At 65.9% G+C, this 16,870-nt stretch carries 13 protein-coding genes; 5 read left to right on the top strand and 8 right to left on the bottom strand.

Translation table 11 applies throughout. The features are described 5' to 3' along the window. Positions 1-39: 39 nt before the first annotated feature. Both NR101_RS14425 and radA read right to left on the bottom strand, forming a co-directional pair. Complete coding sequence (locus NR101_RS14425; protein WP_256776426.1) at positions 40-1,896, bottom strand: ATP-binding protein; 1,857 nt, start codon at positions 1,894-1,896, stop codon at positions 40-42. Between the two features lie 127 nt (positions 1,897-2,023). Continuing rightward, positions 2,024-3,400: a DNA repair protein RadA gene (gene radA, locus NR101_RS14420; protein ID WP_256776424.1), complete on the bottom strand. Its 1,377-nt coding sequence runs from the start codon at positions 3,398-3,400 to the stop codon at positions 2,024-2,026. A 149-nt stretch (positions 3,401-3,549) separates the two neighbouring features. Between radA and NR101_RS14415 the strand changes: the two genes are divergently transcribed. Further along, on the top strand, positions 3,550-5,613 hold the full coding sequence (locus tag NR101_RS14415) for a bifunctional diguanylate cyclase/phosphodiesterase (protein ID WP_256776423.1): 2,064 nt from the start codon (positions 3,550-3,552) through the stop codon (positions 5,611-5,613). A gap of 210 nt (positions 5,614-5,823) precedes the next feature. On the opposite strand, the gene cyoD is transcribed toward NR101_RS14415, so the two are convergent. The 6 genes from cyoD to NR101_RS14385 all read right to left on the bottom strand — a co-directional run bounded on the left by cyoD (position 5,824) and on the right by NR101_RS14385 (position 12,911). Further along, a complete protein-coding gene (cyoD, locus tag NR101_RS14410; RefSeq protein ID WP_256776421.1) occupies positions 5,824-6,168 on the bottom strand; it encodes a cytochrome o ubiquinol oxidase subunit IV in 345 nt (114 codons plus the stop codon). Continuing rightward, positions 6,168-6,812 (bottom strand): cytochrome o ubiquinol oxidase subunit III, encoded by a 645-nt coding sequence (cyoC, locus tag NR101_RS14405; protein WP_256776420.1) that lies wholly within the window; start codon positions 6,810-6,812, stop codon positions 6,168-6,170. Before cyoC ends, cyoD begins: the two co-directional genes overlap by 1 nt. Continuing rightward, complete coding sequence (cyoB, locus tag NR101_RS14400; protein WP_256776419.1) at positions 6,809-8,812, bottom strand: cytochrome o ubiquinol oxidase subunit I; 2,004 nt, start codon at positions 8,810-8,812, stop codon at positions 6,809-6,811. Before cyoB ends, cyoC begins: the two co-directional genes overlap by 4 nt. A 2-nt stretch (positions 8,813-8,814) precedes the next feature. Continuing rightward, positions 8,815-9,915, bottom strand: a complete 1,101-nt coding sequence (gene cyoA / locus NR101_RS14395) for a ubiquinol oxidase subunit II (RefSeq protein ID WP_256776418.1) — start codon at positions 9,913-9,915, stop codon at positions 8,815-8,817. Between the two features lie 320 nt (positions 9,916-10,235). Further along, complete coding sequence (locus NR101_RS14390; protein WP_256776417.1) at positions 10,236-11,858, bottom strand: lactate permease LctP family transporter; 1,623 nt, start codon at positions 11,856-11,858, stop codon at positions 10,236-10,238. A gap of 48 nt (positions 11,859-11,906) precedes the next feature. Continuing rightward, positions 11,907-12,911 (bottom strand): 2-hydroxyacid dehydrogenase, encoded by a 1,005-nt coding sequence (locus NR101_RS14385; RefSeq protein ID WP_256776416.1) that lies wholly within the window; start codon positions 12,909-12,911, stop codon positions 11,907-11,909. A gap of 149 nt (positions 12,912-13,060) precedes the next feature. Between NR101_RS14385 and NR101_RS14380 the strand changes: the two genes are divergently transcribed. The 4 genes from NR101_RS14380 (at position 13,061) to NR101_RS14365 (ending at position 16,565) form a co-directional block, all read left to right on the top strand. Continuing rightward, positions 13,061-13,396 carry a hypothetical protein gene (locus tag NR101_RS14380; RefSeq protein ID WP_256776415.1) on the top strand — a complete coding sequence of 112 codons (336 nt, stop codon included), beginning with the start codon at positions 13,061-13,063 and terminating at the stop codon, positions 13,394-13,396. 204 nt (positions 13,397-13,600) lie between these two features. Continuing rightward, complete coding sequence (locus NR101_RS14375; protein ID WP_256776414.1) at positions 13,601-14,344, top strand: alpha/beta hydrolase; 744 nt, start codon at positions 13,601-13,603, stop codon at positions 14,342-14,344. Beyond that, a complete protein-coding gene (locus tag NR101_RS14370; protein WP_256776413.1) occupies positions 14,341-15,663 on the top strand; it encodes a sensor domain-containing diguanylate cyclase in 1,323 nt (440 codons plus the stop codon). Before NR101_RS14375 ends, NR101_RS14370 begins: the two co-directional genes overlap by 4 nt. A 92-nt stretch (positions 15,664-15,755) precedes the next feature. Further along, the gene (locus tag NR101_RS14365; protein WP_256776412.1) at positions 15,756-16,565 is read left to right on the top strand and encodes a hypothetical protein; all 810 of its coding nucleotides are present in this window, start codon (positions 15,756-15,758) and stop codon (positions 16,563-16,565) included. Positions 16,566-16,870 lie beyond the last annotated feature (305 nt).

Raw genomic sequence — 16,870 nt, 5'->3', positions numbered from 1 at the left:
GTGTCGTCCTGCAGTGCGTAATGTTGAAGAAAGGGAATATCAGCGCGCCTGCAGCATCTGCTGCAGGGCATCGGCGATGTCGCCGAACGCGCGGTTGAGGTCGTTGCTGGCCGCGCCGCCGTCCTGGGCGCGCCCCTGCGCGCTGACGATCACTTTCAGCGAGCGCAGCAGGCGTGCGGCGGACTCGGCCTGCGGGTTGCCGGCGCGCATCGCCGCCAGCAACGCCTGCACGGCGGGGTTGTCCAGGTTGAGGTACAGGCGCGAGGGTGCGCGCGCGACGATGCGGGCAGTGAACTGGCGCGCCAGCCGCAGCGCGGCCATTGACACGCGCTTGTCGTTTTCGTCGTCTTCCAGGCGGCGTTTCAGCTCGGCCTCGCGATCGGGCACCACCACCACTGGCAGCTCGGCCGGGCTGAAATGCGCCGGCAACAATTGCTCACCGTCACCCAGGTGGGTCTGCAGCCAGTCCATTTCCGCCTCGGGCAGCGTATCGGTGCGGAACAGCGCGCGGTTGCCTTGTTCGGTGCCCAGTTCCACCAGGCGCATGCCCTTGGCCTGGGTCCAGCGGCGCAGGAACGGCACCACCGCGTAACGGTTGCCATGCGCCACTGGCACGCCCATCGCGCGGAACAGCATTTCCTCGAAACCGCCGCCGCTGTCCAGGATCACGTGGACCGCGCCGCGCGACGGCAGTTCGCTTGCCTTGATGTCGCCCTGCGAGCTTGGCACGCGCACGTGTTCGAGCAGCAACTGGAACAGGCGCTCATCGCACAGCGAGGCACCCAGCAGCGCTTCGTTGTGCCGCACCAGGATGCGTCGCCAGGCCTCCGGCTGCTGCCGTGCGATCTCCACCAGTCCATCGATGAGCGCCTCGCCCAATGCATGCTGGACTGCGCTGTAGGTTTCATCGCGCTGCAGGTCCTCGCGGCTGGCGGTAGGGGTCAACCGGCTGGATTCGATCACGCCACCGATGAAACCGGCCCAGGGCGGCAGCAGGTCGCGCGCGTCGTCGTCGAGCAGCATGCCCCGCACGAACACCGAGAGGTTGCGGTTGTCGCTGGTGCCGTAGGTGGCGCCGTCCTGAACCCAGAGCAGGCCCACCGCATCGCTGCCGCCATCGGCGCGCAGCGGCATGCAGGCGATCGGCTCGAAGCTGCGCTCGAAGTGCGCGGCGAACTCCAGGCCGCGGCGCTGCGCCTGCAGCGGGTGCATGACCACGCCGGCCTGCGGACGCCACGGCGGCGGCTCGGGGTTGATCGCGCGCGCATCCTGGCCGATGTGGATCGGCTCGCCCAGCAGCGCGCAATAGCGGCCGAGGATGTCGCGCAGGTTCTGCTCCTGCGCCAGGTGCACGTAACTGCCATGCAGTTCCAGCACCACTTCGGTGCCGACCGCGCGCGCCGGCATCGGGGACACCGTGTACTGCTCGGCGTTGCTTGAGACATAGCAGTGGCCCAGCGTCGGCTGCTGGTAGGAGGTGGTGCGCACGGTCACCCGGCGCGCCAGCACGAACGCGGACAGGAAGCCCAGCCCGAACATGCCGATCAGGCCTTCGTCGTCCTCGCCGGCCTGGCGCAGGCCACGGGTATAGCCCACGCCAACGGTGGCCAGGTAATCGTGGATTTCCTGCTGGGTCAGCCCGGCGCCGGTATCGATGATGCGCACGATGCCGTTGACCGCATCGCCGTGCACTTCGATCCGGCCCGGCTCCTGCCAGTCGGCCTGTTCCAGGCGCCGTCGCACCAGCGAATCGTGCGCGTTCTGCACCAGTTCGCGCAGTGCCACCACCGGGGTGGAATACAGATGCTTGCCAAGGACAGTCATCAATCCGTTGAGGTCGACACCGGCGCGACGGATCTCGCTGGCGCCCTGTACATCCAGGGGAGTCTCTTGCATGGAATCGTTTTCTCTGGCGGGCGCACCCCGGCCGGGATACGCGCTGGAACGAGGATTTCAGGGGAGGAAAACTAGCACAGCCCGGCCGCGCATTGCCTGCGCGGCGGGTGCCTCGGAAACACCGCGTTCAGATCGCCTCGATCGCCTCGGACAGCCGCTCCACCGCGATCACCTCCATGCCCTTGACGCTGCCGGTCTTGGGCGCGTTGGCCTTGGGCACGATCGCGCGCTTGAACCCATGGGTGGCCGCTTCGCGCAGACGATCTTCGCCGTTGGGGACCGGGCGGATCTCGCCGGACAGGCCGACCTCGCCGAAGGCGATGGTCTTCTCGGCCAGGGGTCGGTCCTGCAGCGAGGACAGCACCGCCAGCAGCACCGGCAGATCCACCGCGGTTTCCTGCACGCGGATGCCACCGACCACGTTGACGAACACGTCCTGGTCACCGGTCAGGACACCGCCATGCCGGTGAAGCACGGCCAGCAGCATCGCCAGCCGGTTCTGCTCCAGGCCCACCGCAACGCGGCGCGGGTTGGACAGCGGTGAGGTGTCCACCAGCGCCTGCACTTCCACCAGCAGCGGGCGGGTGCCTTCGCGGGTGACCATCACGCAGCTGCCCGGCTGCTGGGTGCTGCCCCCGGAGAGGAAGATCGCCGAGGGATTGGAGACTTCCTTCAGGCCCTTTTCGCCCATCGCGAACACGCCCAGCTCGTTGACCGCGCCGAAACGGTTCTTGAACGCACGCAGCAGGCGGAAGCGGCTGCCGCTCTCGCCCTCGAAGTACAGCACCGCATCCACCATGTGTTCGAGCACGCGCGGGCCGGCGATGCCGCCTTCCTTGGTGACGTGGCCGACCAGGAACACGGCGGTGCCGGTTTCCTTGGCAAAGCGCACCAGCCGCGCGGCACTCTCGCGCACCTGGCTGACCGAACCGGGCGCGGCGGTAAGCGACTCGGTCCACAGCGTCTGCACCGAGTCGGCCACGATCAGCTTCGGCCGGGCCACGCTGGCGTGCTGCAGGATCGCCTCCACCTGGGTTTCGGCCAGCGCGTTGACGTTGTCCAGCGGCAGATCCAGCCGCACCGCGCGACCGGCCACCTGCGACAGCGACTCCTCACCGGTGATGTACAGGACCGGCAGGGTAGCGGCCATCTTGGCCACCGCCTGCAGCAGCAGCGTCGACTTGCCGATGCCCGGATCGCCGCCGACCAGGATCACCGCACCCTCGACCAGACCGCCGCCCAGCACGCGGTCGAACTCGCCGATGCCGGTGCTCACGCGCAGGTGTTCGGTCTGCTGGACATCCTTGAGCGCCATGATCTTGGGCGCATCGACCTTGCCGGCCCAGCCGGAACGGCGCGAGGCCGGCGACTTGGCCGCCGCCGCGCTTTCCAGCGTGATCTCGGTCAGCACGTTCCAGACCCCGCACTCGGTGCACTGGCCCTGCCACTTGCTGTATTCGGCGCCACATTCGCTGCACACGTAGGCGGTAAGTCGCTTGGCCATGTCCACTTCCACTTCATCAACTGTCCGGCAGGATAGCCGAGCCGCGTCGCAACAACCGAGACGCGCTGCCAGCGGCGCTCAAGTTCCCCGCGCCCGTGCCGATACTGCGGCGGGCCATTGCCCTTTCCTACTTCGTCCAGGCTTTTCCCATGACCGGCACCTACAGCCAGAGTCTTGTCGTCTTCTCGCTGCTGGTTGCCATCCTCGCCTCGTACACGGCGCTGGACATGGCCGGCCGGCTGGCCAGCACCCAGGGCCGTGTGGCCCGCTGGTGGCTCGCCGGTGGCGCGGGCGCGATGGGGCTGGGCATCTGGTCGATGCACTTCATCGGCATGCTCGCCTTCCACCTGCCGATTCCGGTGGGCTACGACCTGGGCATCACCCTGTTCTCGCTGGCGGTGTCGGTCGGCGCCTCGGCCTATGCGCTGTGGCTGGTCTCGCGCCCGGCGCTGCCCTGGATGCGGCTGGTCGCCGGCGCGGTGCTGATGGGCCTGGGCATCGCGGCCATGCACTACCTGGGGATGTCCGCGCTGCGCATGCAGCCGGGCATCGACTATGACCCCTTCTGGTTCACCCTGTCGGTGCTGATCGCCATCGGCGCGGCCGGCGCGGCGCTGTGGATCGCCTTCCGGCTGCGGCTGGAGCAGCGCCGCCCGTTCCTGCTGCGCGGCCTGGCCTCGCTGGTGATGGGGCTGGCGATCGTAGGCATGCACTACACCGGCATGGCGGCGGCCAGCTTCCCGGCCGGCAGTATCTGCGGGGCCGCGTATGGGGCCGGCATCGACGCCAAGTGGTTGGCGGTGCTGGTCATCGTCACGACCCTGGCGACGCTGGGCATCGCGCTGCTGTCCTCGGTCTTCGACCGGCAGATGCGCACCCGCACCGGCCTGCTCGCCGATTCGCTGGCACACGCCAACGAAAAGCTGCTGCAGGCCGCGCTGCACGACCCACTGACCCAGCTGCCCAACCGCATGCTGCTGCAGGACCGCATCGAACAGGCGATCGAGAAGGCGCAGCGTCGGCAGTTCAGCTTCGCGGTGATGTTCTGCGACCTGGACGGCTTCAAGGCGATCAACGACGCCTACGGCCACCAGCTCGGCGACAAGCTGCTGATCCAGATGAGCGAGCGCGTCAGCAAGCTGTTGCGCGGCCAGGACACGTTCGCGCGGCTGGGCGGCGATGAGTTCGTCATCGTCTTCCAGGTGGACGATCCGGAAGACGCGGCGGTGGTGGCCGAGCGGATCATCGCCAGCGTGGGCGAGCCGTTCCTCATCGACACGCTGGAGCTGCAGGTGACCGCCAGCCTGGGCATCGCGCTGTACCCGGCCGATGCCACGACAGAGCGCGAGCTGATGGCGCACGCCGATGCGGCGATGTACCACACCAAGGATGCGGGCCGGAACGGGTATACGTTCTTCACCGAGTCGATGCACGTCAGCGCCAACCGCCAGCTCAAGCTGCTGCAGGAACTGCGCCGGGCAATCGGCCGCAACGAGCTGGTGCTGCACTACCAGCCCAAGTTCCCGGCCAGCGGGCAGCCGCTGATCGGTGCCGAGGCGCTGGTGCGCTGGCAGCACCCGGAATTGGGCCTGCTTGGCCCGGATACCTTCATTCCGGTGGCCGAACGCAGCGGGCTGATCCTGCCACTCGGTGACTGGGTGCTGGACCGGGCGTGCGCGCAGCTGCGCCAGTGGCACGATGCGGGGCATGCGGAGTGGTCGATGGCAGTGAACCTGTCGCCGCTGCAGTTCGCGTCGAGCACGCTGCTGGACACGGTCAGGCAGACGCTGGACAAGCATGGCCTCGATCCGCGCCACCTGACGCTGGAGGTGACCGAGACCACCGCGATGAAGGACGTGGAGGCAAGCCTGCTGATCCTGCATGGGCTGACGGCGATGGGGGTCAATATTTCCATCGACGACTTCGGCACCGGCTATTCCAGCCTGCTGCATCTCAAGCGCATGCCGGCCACCGAGCTGAAGATCGACCGCGCGTTCGTGCACGATCTGGAAGACAACGCCGAAGACGCGGCGATCGTGTCGTCGATCATCGCGCTGGGCCGCTCACTGCAGTTGCGGATCGTCGCCGAAGGCGTGGAGACCGCAGGGCAACGGCAGTATCTGAGCGACATGGGCTGCGATCTGCTGCAGGGTTACCACCTGGGGCGGCCGGTCGGGGCTGAGGAGTTTCTGCGGTTGGCGCAGGCGGCGTAGCGATTCAACCGTCGACCTTCAGTGGACCTCGTCGTTGCGCTCAAGCAAGCGCTGGCGTTGGCTCCCGCTTCTTTGGTTGGGCGGGGGCATGTGGGATCGCGGGACACGCCGCACTTGATCCTGCTGCTGCGCCTCGAGACGACTCCGGCGAAACAAACAAAAAGGCCGCCCGAGGGCGGCCTTTCTGCATCCGGCAATGTCGCCAGGACGTTACTGCATCATATGCACGTTCATGTTGTGCATGACCCACAGCGAACCGGCCACGATGATGCCGATCACCACGACCGTGAAGGCCGCAGCGCTCACGTTCCAGCGCTGCGCCGAAGAGCGGTCCAGGTGCAGGAAGAACACCAGGTGCACCAGGATCTGCAGCACCGCGGCGATCACGATGATGACGCCGGTGGTGAAGGTCGGCAGGTTGCCGTGCATCACCAGCCAGAACGGGATGATGGTCAGCACCGCCGCCAGCACGAAGCCGGTCAGGTAGGACTTGACGCTGCCGTGGCTCTCGCCGCCGGCACCGTGGTCGTGTGCGTGATTGTCATGTGCGGACATTACAGCGCTCCCTTCAGGTAGACGACGGAGAACACGCCGATCCAGATCAGGTCCAGGAAGTGCCAGAACAGGCTCAGGCACGCCATACGGGTCTTGTTGGTCGGGGTCAGGCCGTTCTGCTTGATCTGGATGAACATGATCAGCAGCCACAGCAGGCCGGCGCTCACGTGCAGACCGTGGGTACCCACCAGCGCGAAGAACGCCGACAGGAACGCACTGTGGTCCGGACCGTAGCCCTCATGGATGAGGTGGTTGAACTCCCACACTTCCATGATCATGAAGCCGAAGCCCAGCAGCCAGGTCAGCCCCAGCCACAGGTACATCTGCCCGACCTTGTGCTTGTGCAGGGCAATCATGCCCAGCCCGAAGGTCAGCGAGGAGACCAGCAGCAGCGTGGTTTCCCAGGCGACGAAGGACAGGTCGAACAGGTCCTTCGGGCCGGGGCCGCCGTTGGTGCCGCCGGACAACACGATGTAGGTGGCAAACAGACTGGCGAAGATGAGGCAGTCGCTCATCAGGTACACCCAGAAACCGAAGACGGTGTTGCCGCCGGTGTCGTGGTGCTCGTGCTCGTCATGGCCGTGGGCCGCCGCGTGCGCGGCGTGCCCATGGTTCATGCTGTTGGTGGGGATAGTGCTGCTCATGCCTTCAGCTCCGATTTCACCAGGCCCTGCGCCACCAGGTGGCGACGGTGCTCATTTTCGATGCGTTCCACTTCGGCGGCCGGCACGTAGTAATCCGTGTCCTTGTCGAAGGTGCGCCAGATGAAGGTGCCGATCATGCCGACCAGGCCGACGATGGCCAGCCACCAGATGTGCCAGATCATCGCAAAGCCGAACACCAGGCTGAAGGCACCGATCACCACGCCCGTGCCGGTGTTGCGCGGCATGTGGATGTCGCTGTACTTGGCCGGACGTTCCCACGCCTCACCACGCTGCTTGCGCTCCCAGAAGTCGTCCAGTTCGGTGACCTTGGGCAGTGCGCCGAAGTTGTAGAACGACGGCGGCGAAGAGGTTTCCCACTCCAGCGTGCGCGCATCCCACGGGTCGCCGGTCAGGTCGGCGGTCTTCTTGCGGTCGCGGATGGACACGGCGATCTGGATCACCTGGCACAGGATGCCGGCGCCGATGATGAAGGCACCGAACATGGCGATCACCAGCAGCGGCTGGTATTCCAGGTTCGGGTAGCTCTGCATGCGGCGGGTCATGCCCATGAAGCCCAGGATGTACAGCGGCATGAAGGCCACGTAGAAGCCGATGAACCAGCACCAGAACGCGCGCTTGCCCCAGGTTTCGTTGAGGCGGAAGCCGAACATCTTCGGCCACCAGTAGCTGATGCCGGCGAACATGCCGAACACCACGCCGCCGATGATGACGTTATGGAAGTGGGCGATCAGGAACAGGCTGTTATGCAGCACGAAGTCGATGGCCGGGATCGCCAGCATCACGCCGGTCATGCCGCCGATGGTGAAGGTGACCATGAAGCCGATCGTCCACAGCACCGGAGTGGTGAACTGCACGCGACCGCGGAACATCGTGAACAACCAGTTGAAGATCTTCACGCCGGTCGGGATCGAAATGATCATCGTCGTTATGCCGAAGAAGGCATTGACGTTGGCACCCGAGCCCATGGTGAAGAAGTGGTGCAGCCACACGATGAACGACAACACGCCGATGCAGGCGGTGGCGTAGACCATGCCCTTGTAGCCGAACAGCGCCTTGCGCGAGAACGTGGCGATGACCTCGGAGAACACGCCGAAGGCCGGCAGCACCAGGATATAGACTTCCGGGTGACCCCAGATCCAGATCAGGTTGATGTACAGCATGGCGTTGCCGCCACCGTCATTGGTGAAGAAATGCGTGCCGAGGTAACGGTCCAGGGTCAGCAGCACCAGCGTGATGGTCAGCACCGGGAAGGCGGCGATGATCAGCACGTTGGTGACCAGCGCGGTCCAGGTGAAGATCGGCATGTGCATCAGCTTCATGCCGGGGGTGCGCATCTTCAGGATGGTAATGAAGAAGTTGATACCGCTCAGGGTGGTACCCAGGCCAGCGACCTGCAGGCCCCAGATGTAGTAATCCACACCGACGCCTGGACTGTATTCCTTGCCCGACAACGGCGGGAAGGCCAGCCAGCCGGTCTGCGCGAATTCACCCACGCCCAGCGAGATCATCACAAGGCCCGCGCCCGCCACGAACAGCCAGAAGCTGAGCGAGTTGACGAACGGGAAGGCCACGTCGCGCGCGCCGATCTGCAACGGCACCACCACGTTCATCAGGCCGGTGATCAGCGGCATCGCCACGAAGAAGATCATGATCACGCCGTGGGCGGTGAAGACCTGGTCGTAGTGGTGCGGAGGCAGGAAGCCCTCTGCCCCGCCGGCGGCGAGCGCCTGCTGGGCACGCATCATGATCGCGTCGGCAAAGCCGCGCAGCAGCATGACGAAGGCGACGATGAGGTACATCGCGCCGATCTTCTTGTGGTCGACCGAGGTGAACCACTCTTTCCAGAGATAGCCCCACAGCTTGAACTTGGTGATCAGGGCCAGCACCAGCAGGCCACCGATGCCCGCGCCGATCAGCGTGGTGATGATGATCGGGTCATGCGGGATGTCGGCAAATGTCAATTTACCCAGCGGATTCATGCTCATTCTCCCGAGCCAGCGTGACCGGCGTGACCGGCGGCGGCGTGCTCGTCTGCAGTGTGGTCGGCGTGCTCATCGACGGCGCCTGCGGCATGCGCGTGCGTGTCGTCGGCATGCACGTCGGCCGCGTGGCCGGCAGCATCGCGGCCTTCGGCGGTCATCGGCGTGTCGTGGCCGGTGTGGCTTTCGCCCGCGGCACCGTCATGGCCCATCGCCTTGTGGTCGTGCTTCATGCCGTAGTGCTGGTTGTCACCCATGTGGCGGGCGATGACCCAGTCGAACAGGCCGGCTTCGGTGGTGCCGTAGTAGGTCACCGGATGCCAGTCGTGGTTCTTTTCGGCCACCAGCGCGTTGAAGGCGGTCTTGTCCAGGGTTGCCGCGTCGCCGCGGACCTTGGCCAGCCACTGCTGGTACTGCTCCTCGCTGACCGAATGGGCAGTGAAGTGCATCTTGCTGAAGCCCGCGCCGCTGTAGTGCGAGGACATGCCCGGGAACTCACCGGTCTCGTTGGCGATCAGGTGGAGTTTGGTCTCCATGGCCGTCATCGAGTAGATCATGCTGCCCAGGTGCGGGATGAAGAATGCATTCATCACCGAATCGGACGTGATCTTGAAGTTCAGCGGGGTATCGACCGGGAAGGTGATCTCGTTGACCGTGGCGATCTTCTCTTCCGGATAGATGAACAACCACTTCCAGTCCAGCGAAATGGCTTCGATCACCACCGGCTTCTTGTCCGAGTCCAGCGGACGGTACGGATCCAGCGCGTGCGAGGAGCGCCAGGTCAGCACGGCCAGCACCAGCACGATCATGCACGGAATCGACCACACCACCACTTCGATCGCGGTGGAGTGCGACCACTTCGGCTCGTAACGGGCCTTGGTGTTGGTCGCACGGTACTTCCACGCGAAGGTCAGGGTCATGATGATGACCGGCACGACGACCAGCAGCATCAGCACGGTAGCCGTGATCAGCAGCGTCTTCTCATCGTGGCCGATCTGGCCCTTGGGGTTGAGGATGGCCGAGTTGCAGCCCGTGAGGAACACGGACAGTGCAAACAGCAGGCCCGGACGCAAGAAGCGTCCAAGGGGGTTCAACGGAATCATCGGTCGATCCAATTGCGTAGGGAATGCCAGGTCAAGCGCGCCCCGCCCGGCCAAAAGGCCGGATGTGCCGGTCCAAGGGGACAGGCACGAGGGACGATCATGTCAGCCTTCCAATTTTAGGCCGTCATGCATCATTTAAGAAGGCATTGACAATGATTGGACGCAGGAAAGGGCCGGAAAAGGCTGCGACACGTTGTCGCACTGCGCGCGGAAGGCCGGAATCGGCACAGTTGGCCGGTCTTGTATAGACATGAATGGTTCAAGGAGGGGCCCGGTCGGGGCGCAGTCTTGGGAAGCCAAGGTCGGCCATGCGCATTCGATCAGTGCAGCAGCACCGACAACACCACCGTGCACGCGCACACATAGCCCAGCAGGGCCAAACTGATCGCCAACGTCGTGCGCATGATCGCCGACTCCTGGCCGACCAGTTTCACCGCAGCGGCGGCAATGGCGATCGATTGCGGCGACACCAGCTTGGCCATCACCCCGCCGGCGGTATTGGCCGCTACCAGCAGCGCGGGGGAGACGCCGATCCGCGTGGCCGTCACCGCCTGCAGATGGGCAAACAAGGTGTTGCTGTTGACCACCGATCCGGTGATGAAGACTCCCAGCCAGCCGATCACCGGCGCCACCACCGGGAACAAGCCGCCGGCCTGGGCCAGTGCCAAACCGATCGTGGACGAGGCGCCGGAATAGTTGGTGATGTAGGCCACGGCCATCACCAGTGCCACCGTCGCAAGCGGCTTCCACATCTCTCGGCCGGACTGCGCCAGCTCCTCGCTGGCCGAACGCACGCTCAGCTTGGGCGACAGCAAGACGGTAAGCAGCGCCGCGATCAGGATCGCCGTACCGGAGGCGTTGAGCCACCCCACAGTCCAGACTGCCGGCAGTGCGCGTGCACTGGCGACCAGTGGCGGCAGCTCCTGCACGCGCTGGTCGAGCAGGCCGATGGGCAGGTGCAGCACCGTTGTGCCGAGCACGCCATCCGCCGCGAACAGCGCCTTGAACGCGGGCAGACTCCAGACCAGGATCGTGGCGGTGAGGATGTAGAAAGGCGACCACGCCAGCAGTACCTCCCGGAGCGACCAGCGCTGGCTGGAGACCGGCGGCGCGTTGGCTTCGCGGTAGATCCGTTTCGGGCGCCAGACCTGCATGAACGCGGCCAGGCTGCCCATTGCCGCGAGCGGCCCGATGATGTCCACCAGCTCGGGCCCCAACAAATGCAGCACCAGCGTCTGCGTGCCGCTGAAGACCACGCCGACCACCAACAGCACCGGCCAGGTTTCGCGCACACCACGCCAGCCGTCCAGCATCATCACCAGCAGCGCCGGTAGCAGCAGCGCGCAGACCTGTACCAGCGGGATCAGCATGAGCGACATGTCGCCCAGCGCCACCCCGCCCTGCTGCGCACCCACCAGCACCGGGATGCCAATGGCGCCGTAGGCCCCTGCCGCGCCGTTGGCCACCAGACAGAGCATGGCTGCCTTGAGCGGGCGGAAGCCGAGTTCCACCAGTAGCGCGGCGCAGATCGCGATGGGCACACCGAAACCCGCCGCGCCTTCCAGGAAGCCGCCGAAGCAGAACGCGATCAGCAGCACCTGGATGCGCTGGTCGTCGGAGATGGTGGCGATGCTGCCGCGGATCACCTCGAACTTGCCGCTGCGGATGGCCAGCTTGTACAACCACACCGCCATCAGCACGATGAAGCTGATCGGGAACAGGCCGTTGGCGATGCCCAGCAGCGCCGCGCCGCCGATGCTGCCCAGCGGCATGCCGAATACCCAGGCCGATACCACGGCCGACACCAGCACCGCCAGCAACGCGGCGGTGAGTCCCTTCAGCCGCAGCACGGTCAACGCCAGCAGGAATACCAGCACCGGCAGCGCAGCCAGCAGCGCCGAGAGATTCGCGTTACCGAGCGGGTCGTAGTTCTGGGGCCACATGGTCAGTCCCTGCTGGGTGGGTTGACGGGGGAACGGCGGCGAACGGGGTCAGGCGGCGGTAACGAGGTTGGGACAGGTGTTTCCCGAAGCGAAATCCCCCAAGTTGCGCAGCGTGATCCCGGAAATCTCCTGCAACGCCTCCATCGTGAAGAATCCCTGGTGCCCGGTGACCAGCACGTTCGGGAACGTCATCAGCCGCTGGAACGTGTCATCGTCGATGATCTCGCCCGACCGGTCCTGGAAGAACAGCACGCTCTCCTGTTCGTACACGTCGATGGCGAGGTGGCCAAGGTGGCGCGATTTCAGCGCACGTATCACTGCCTGGGTATCCACCAGGCCGCCACGCGAGGTGTTCACCAGCATCGCACCGGCCTTCATCCCGGCCAGCGACGCATCATTGATGAGGTGATGGGTTTCCGGGGTAAGCGGGCAATGCAGCGAGACGATGTCCGCGCGAGCCAGCAGTTCATCGATCGGCACGAACGTGCCGATGGATGCGAAGGCGGTCGACGGATACGGATCGTGGCCCAGCACCGTGCACCCCATGCCCTTGAAGATGCGCGCGGTGGCCAGGCCGATCTTGCCGGTGCCAACGATGCCCACGGTCTTGCCGTACAGCGTGCGGCCCAGAAGACCATCGAGCATGAAGTTGCCTTCGCGGACCCGGTTGTAGGCGCGGTGGGTCTGACGGTTGAGCGTCATCACCAGCGCCAGCGCATGTTCGGCAACCGCCTCGGGCGAATAGGCCGGGACGCGCGCTACGAAGAAGCCCAGTTCGGCTGCCGTGGCGAGGTCGACATTGTTGAAGCCGGCGCAGCGCAGCAGGATCGCGCGCACGCCCAGCACGTGCAGCGCATCCAGCACCGCCGCGTCCAGGCGGTCGTTGACGAAGACACAGACGGCCTCGCAGTCCTGCGCCAGCGCGGCCGTGTGGATGTCCAGGGAGGCGTCGAAATAGAGGAATTCAAACGATTGCGCGGCATCGGCATGTTGATTGGCCTCGTCCAGGAAGCGGCGGTCGTAGGGACGGGCGCTGAATACGGCGATCTTCATGAAGCATCCTCTGCGGGAGAAGCGCGCGGCGCGGCCTTCCAGGCACCTTACGCGGTAACGCGTGACAGGATCGCGCGCATCCGGCAGCCATGCAAACCTCCCGCCATCAGCACGCCGCTAGAATGCGGCCAACGACTGGAGCACATGCCTTGCGCCTGATTTCTCGACTACTGCGTTGGTGTGCCACCCCTGCGGGCCGGCGTGTCCTGTTTGCCATCACCACGGCGATCGTCCTGCTGGTGTCGTGTAATCCGTTGCTGTTACCCCTGCTGCCGGTCGTCGATGCTGTTGGTCTGGATGTGCTGGCCTTGCTGGTCGGGGCCCAGGCGCTGGCGGCGCTTCCCTGGCTGGCAGCTCTGGTGCGGCGGGGTATCACGCTTGCACGGCGTGTACTGGCAGGCCTCCTGGCCGGTGCAGTCGGCGGCTATCTGAGGCAGCTTCTGTTCGGCGGATACTGCCGAGGCGTCCGGTTCGGGCAGGGCTAACAGGCACTGTCGGGGGCAAGGCAGCACGCATGCCCAGGCGGCGGTCATGCGCTCGGGCCGCGCATGAACCCCAGCGCCCCCGCGATAGACCCGCCCGCCAACGTGCCCTAGTATTCGCCACTTCAGCAGCGCCATGGGCAGAAGTACGTGGGCAGTTTTGAGAGGTTCAACGGCCGGCGCAGCGGCCAGGGGAAACCGATTGCGGTGCTTTCCCACGGCTTCGGCACCGACCAGACGGCGTGGACGACATTGCGACCGTGGTTCGAGGCGCGCTTCGACGTGATCTCCTTCGACCTCGCCGGCTGCGGCCCCAAGGGCGCCGACACCTACGATTTCGACCGGCACGGTGCGTTGTTCGGCTACGCCGACGACCTGCTCGACCTGCTTGATGAGTGCGACGTCGAACACTGCACGTATGTCGGCCACTCGATGAGCGGCATGATCGGCACGCTCGCCGCCATTGCCAGGCCGGACCTGTTCGAACGGCTTGTGCTCATCGGCGCCTCCCCGCGTTATCTCGACGATGTCGAATACATCGGCGGATTCAAGCCGGAGGACCTGGAGGGCCTGTTCCAGAGCATGAGTGCCAACTACCAGGCCTGGGTGGCCGGATTCGCGCCGATGGTCGTTGGCGTGGACGACAGCGCGGTGATCGCAGATTTCTCCAACACCCTGTTCCAGATGCGCCCGGACATCGCCCTCAACACCTCGCGCACGATCTTCACCTCCGACCTTCGGCGCTCGGCCGCTCAGCTGACCTCGCCTGTCCATGTGATCCAGACCGCCGTGGACGTCGCCGTTCCCGTGCAGGTCGGCCAGTGGCTGGCCAACGCGATCGATGGCGCGACGCTCGACGTGATCGATGCCGCCGGCCACCTGCCGCACATGACCGCCACCTATGCGGTCATCGACATCCTTGAGCAGCGTCTTTGCGGAGCGGCGCATTGACCCCCTCCGACAGCGAAGCACTGGCCGCGCTGTGCCACTTCGCCCAGGTCGCCGCCGGCGCGGATATGGTCATGGCCGTCGACATCGTGTCGGACGGCCGTGCCACGTGGGCCGCCTCTTCGCCCTCGATGACGTTCTCCGGCTTCACCCTGGCCCGTAGCGGCATCTTCGAACATGTCTGGCAGGGCGAGCCGGTGGCGGCCACCGCGTTCCGGCTGCCGTCCGCGATCGTCCAGGCGCTAGGTGGCACGCCGGGCGCGCTGCTCTACGTCCCTGCTCCGTCGCAGGCGGCGCCGCTCAGCGGTCTGCTGCTCTTATGGCGTCACGCGCCGGTACCTGCACTGATGACGCTGCAGATACCCTTGCTGGCAGCAAGCGTGGCACGGCTGCTGGCCGCGAGACGGGAGACCGCGCGCGAGGCGATCGTGCGCAACCAGTTCCTCGACCTGTTCGAGAGCGTGCCGGCCGGCATCGTGCTGATCGACGGCGACGGCATGGGTGCGGCAGTCAACGAACGCGCGGCGGAACTGCTTGGCTGTGCGCCGGGACGCCTGCGCGCTGCGGATATCGCCGGCCCCATGCGTGCCCTGCGGCAACGGTGCGACAACCATGCCGCGCTGGAGCAGGCCTATGCCGCGCAGGTCGGCAACGTCAACTTCGCCGCAACGCTGCACTGGACGCTCGGGGAAAGAACGTTCGAGGTGGACACCCACCCGGTCCGCGGCAACGGCGAGCACGGGCGCATCTGGCTGTTCACCGACGTCACCGCCGACCTGCTGATGGCTGCCGAACTGCGCCGCCTCGCCTCCTCCGACCCACTGACCGGCGTCCCCAACCGACGTCACTTCGAGGAGTGCTCGGCGCAGATCATCGCCGCCCGCGAAGCCCAGGGCCACGCGGTGGCCGTACTCATGGTGGATGTTGATCACTTCAAGAAGATCAATGACACCCACGGCCATCCGGTCGGTGACGAAGTGCTCAAGGTCGTGGCAAGGCGATGCCGCGAGGCGCTGCGTGACCGCGACCTGTTCGCCCGATTCGGCGGGGAGGAGTTCATCGCGCTGCTGTCGGCGCCGGCCATCAACGAAGTGCCTGTCGCGGCCGAGCGCCTGCGCAGTGCGATTGCCGCCGAGCCGATCACGGTGGGCGGCACGCGTATCAATGTCTCGATCAGCGTCGGCGCCGCCATCGGCGAGGCGCTTCCGGGAACGGATCAGCCGCTTCTGGAGGAGCTGGTGGCGCGTGCCGATGAAGCGCTTTATCAGGCCAAGACCGAGGGGCGCAACCGGGTGCGGATGGCGGATCCGGTGACGGCGTAGCCGCTGGACGCGCCGCCCCTGTTGCCTGCCCCGGGACCCCCGCTACACTCAGCCCATCTGGGCCAGCCGGCCCCTACCTCGAAGGACGCAACATGGATGTTGTCTGCCCGCTGGTACGCCGCCTGTGCCTGGCCGCCGCCCTGTTGACCGCTTCGTCGCTGGCCTGCGCAGCCGATGCCCCGACCGACGAAACCCCGTTGCAGCTTCAGCAGCGCCGCCTGGATGCGCTGCGAATGATGGCCGACGCCGCCTCGCCATCCAACGTGCCGGACCGCGAGACGCTGGTGAAGGGCATGATCGTGGTGATGGCGATCGCCGACCCCGCCCTGCTTCCGGACGGATCGGCTGGGATCGCCGCACTGGACGATCTGCGCAGGCTCTGCGCCAACAGCGCGCACGCAGGCGTGCAATTGGTCCGATTGGCGCAGGCCACCGGCGACGCCGAGGGCATGTTGGCCCGCATGTCGGTGGCGGTCGACCGCACCGCGATCATGACCACGGCCTGCTCGGCGAGGCAGTTGGACATACAAGGCCGCGCGATTCTGGCGCGGCCGGGCAAGCAGCCCACCACCACGGAAGTTACGGCGATGCGAGAGGTGGCCGCCACCCTGCCCGGCAGCATCGCCGGCATCATCCTGGGCGCCACCCTGACCGACCTCAACCCGAACTCCCGCGCACGTACCGCAAGCGATGGTCTGCCGGTACTCGTGGAGGCAGCGGCGGCGATGCCGCCCGCAACCAAGGCGGCCACCCTCGAGGCCGTGCGCCAGAAGTTGGCGCAACCGGACAGCGACGGGCATATCGACCACACCGCGCGCGACCCGCTGCTGGCACCGCTGCGGGGCAGCGATTGTGCGGCCAGCTGCACATTGCTTGGCGCCGCTGAAGGTGATGCGCGCTGAGGGTGGCTACCACCGGAAACAGGTACACCACAAGGCAGGTCAATACTCCGCTGGCCTTTCGCACTTCTACGGAGGCTGCATGTCTTCCCGATTCATCCGGGAGATTTCGCCGTCACTTGTCTGCGCTCGATAGCCGGCAAAGAAAACATCGCCGATTCGATGCCCTTGGGGGTAGTGCCGGCCATAGCCTGGCATCCCCCCGAGCGCGCCTCCGCAGCCGGTGCGCAGGCAGCCTTGCCCTCAAACAAAAGGTTCTTCTCCCATCTGAGGGGAGAAGGCGCACGGCCGGCCAGCTAGATTGTGGT

This window comes from Stenotrophomonas sp. Ste86 (assembly GCF_024519465.1).
In the GTDB taxonomy this organism is placed as follows: domain Bacteria; phylum Pseudomonadota; class Gammaproteobacteria; order Xanthomonadales; family Xanthomonadaceae; genus Stenotrophomonas.
This window is presented reverse-complemented; position numbering and strand designations above follow the sequence as displayed.

What these genes read in the sequence shown, in the direction of transcription:
- NR101_RS14425 (WP_256776426.1), bottom strand. Translation starts at nt 1,896, where the DNA reads ATGCAAGAGACTCCCCTGGATGTACAGGGCGCCAGCGAGATCCGTCGC.
- radA (WP_256776424.1), bottom strand. Translation starts at nt 3,400, where the DNA reads ATGGCCAAGCGACTTACCGCCTACGTGTGCAGCGAATGTGGCGCCGAA.
- NR101_RS14415 (WP_256776423.1), top strand. Translation starts at nt 3,550, where the DNA reads ATGACCGGCACCTACAGCCAGAGTCTTGTCGTCTTCTCGCTGCTGGTT.
- cyoD (WP_256776421.1), bottom strand. Translation starts at nt 6,168, where the DNA reads ATGTCCGCACATGACAATCACGCACACGACCACGGTGCCGGCGGCGAG.
- cyoC (WP_256776420.1), bottom strand. Translation starts at nt 6,812, where the DNA reads ATGAGCAGCACTATCCCCACCAACAGCATGAACCATGGGCACGCCGCG.
- cyoB (WP_256776419.1), bottom strand. Translation starts at nt 8,812, where the DNA reads ATGAATCCGCTGGGTAAATTGACATTTGCCGACATCCCGCATGACCCG.
- cyoA (WP_256776418.1), bottom strand. Translation starts at nt 9,915, where the DNA reads ATGATTCCGTTGAACCCCCTTGGACGCTTCTTGCGTCCGGGCCTGCTG.
- NR101_RS14390 (WP_256776417.1), bottom strand. Translation starts at nt 11,858, where the DNA reads ATGTGGCCCCAGAACTACGACCCGCTCGGTAACGCGAATCTCTCGGCG.
- NR101_RS14385 (WP_256776416.1), bottom strand. Translation starts at nt 12,911, where the DNA reads ATGAAGATCGCCGTATTCAGCGCCCGTCCCTACGACCGCCGCTTCCTG.
- NR101_RS14365 (WP_256776412.1), top strand. Translation starts at nt 15,756, where the DNA reads ATGGATGTTGTCTGCCCGCTGGTACGCCGCCTGTGCCTGGCCGCCGCC.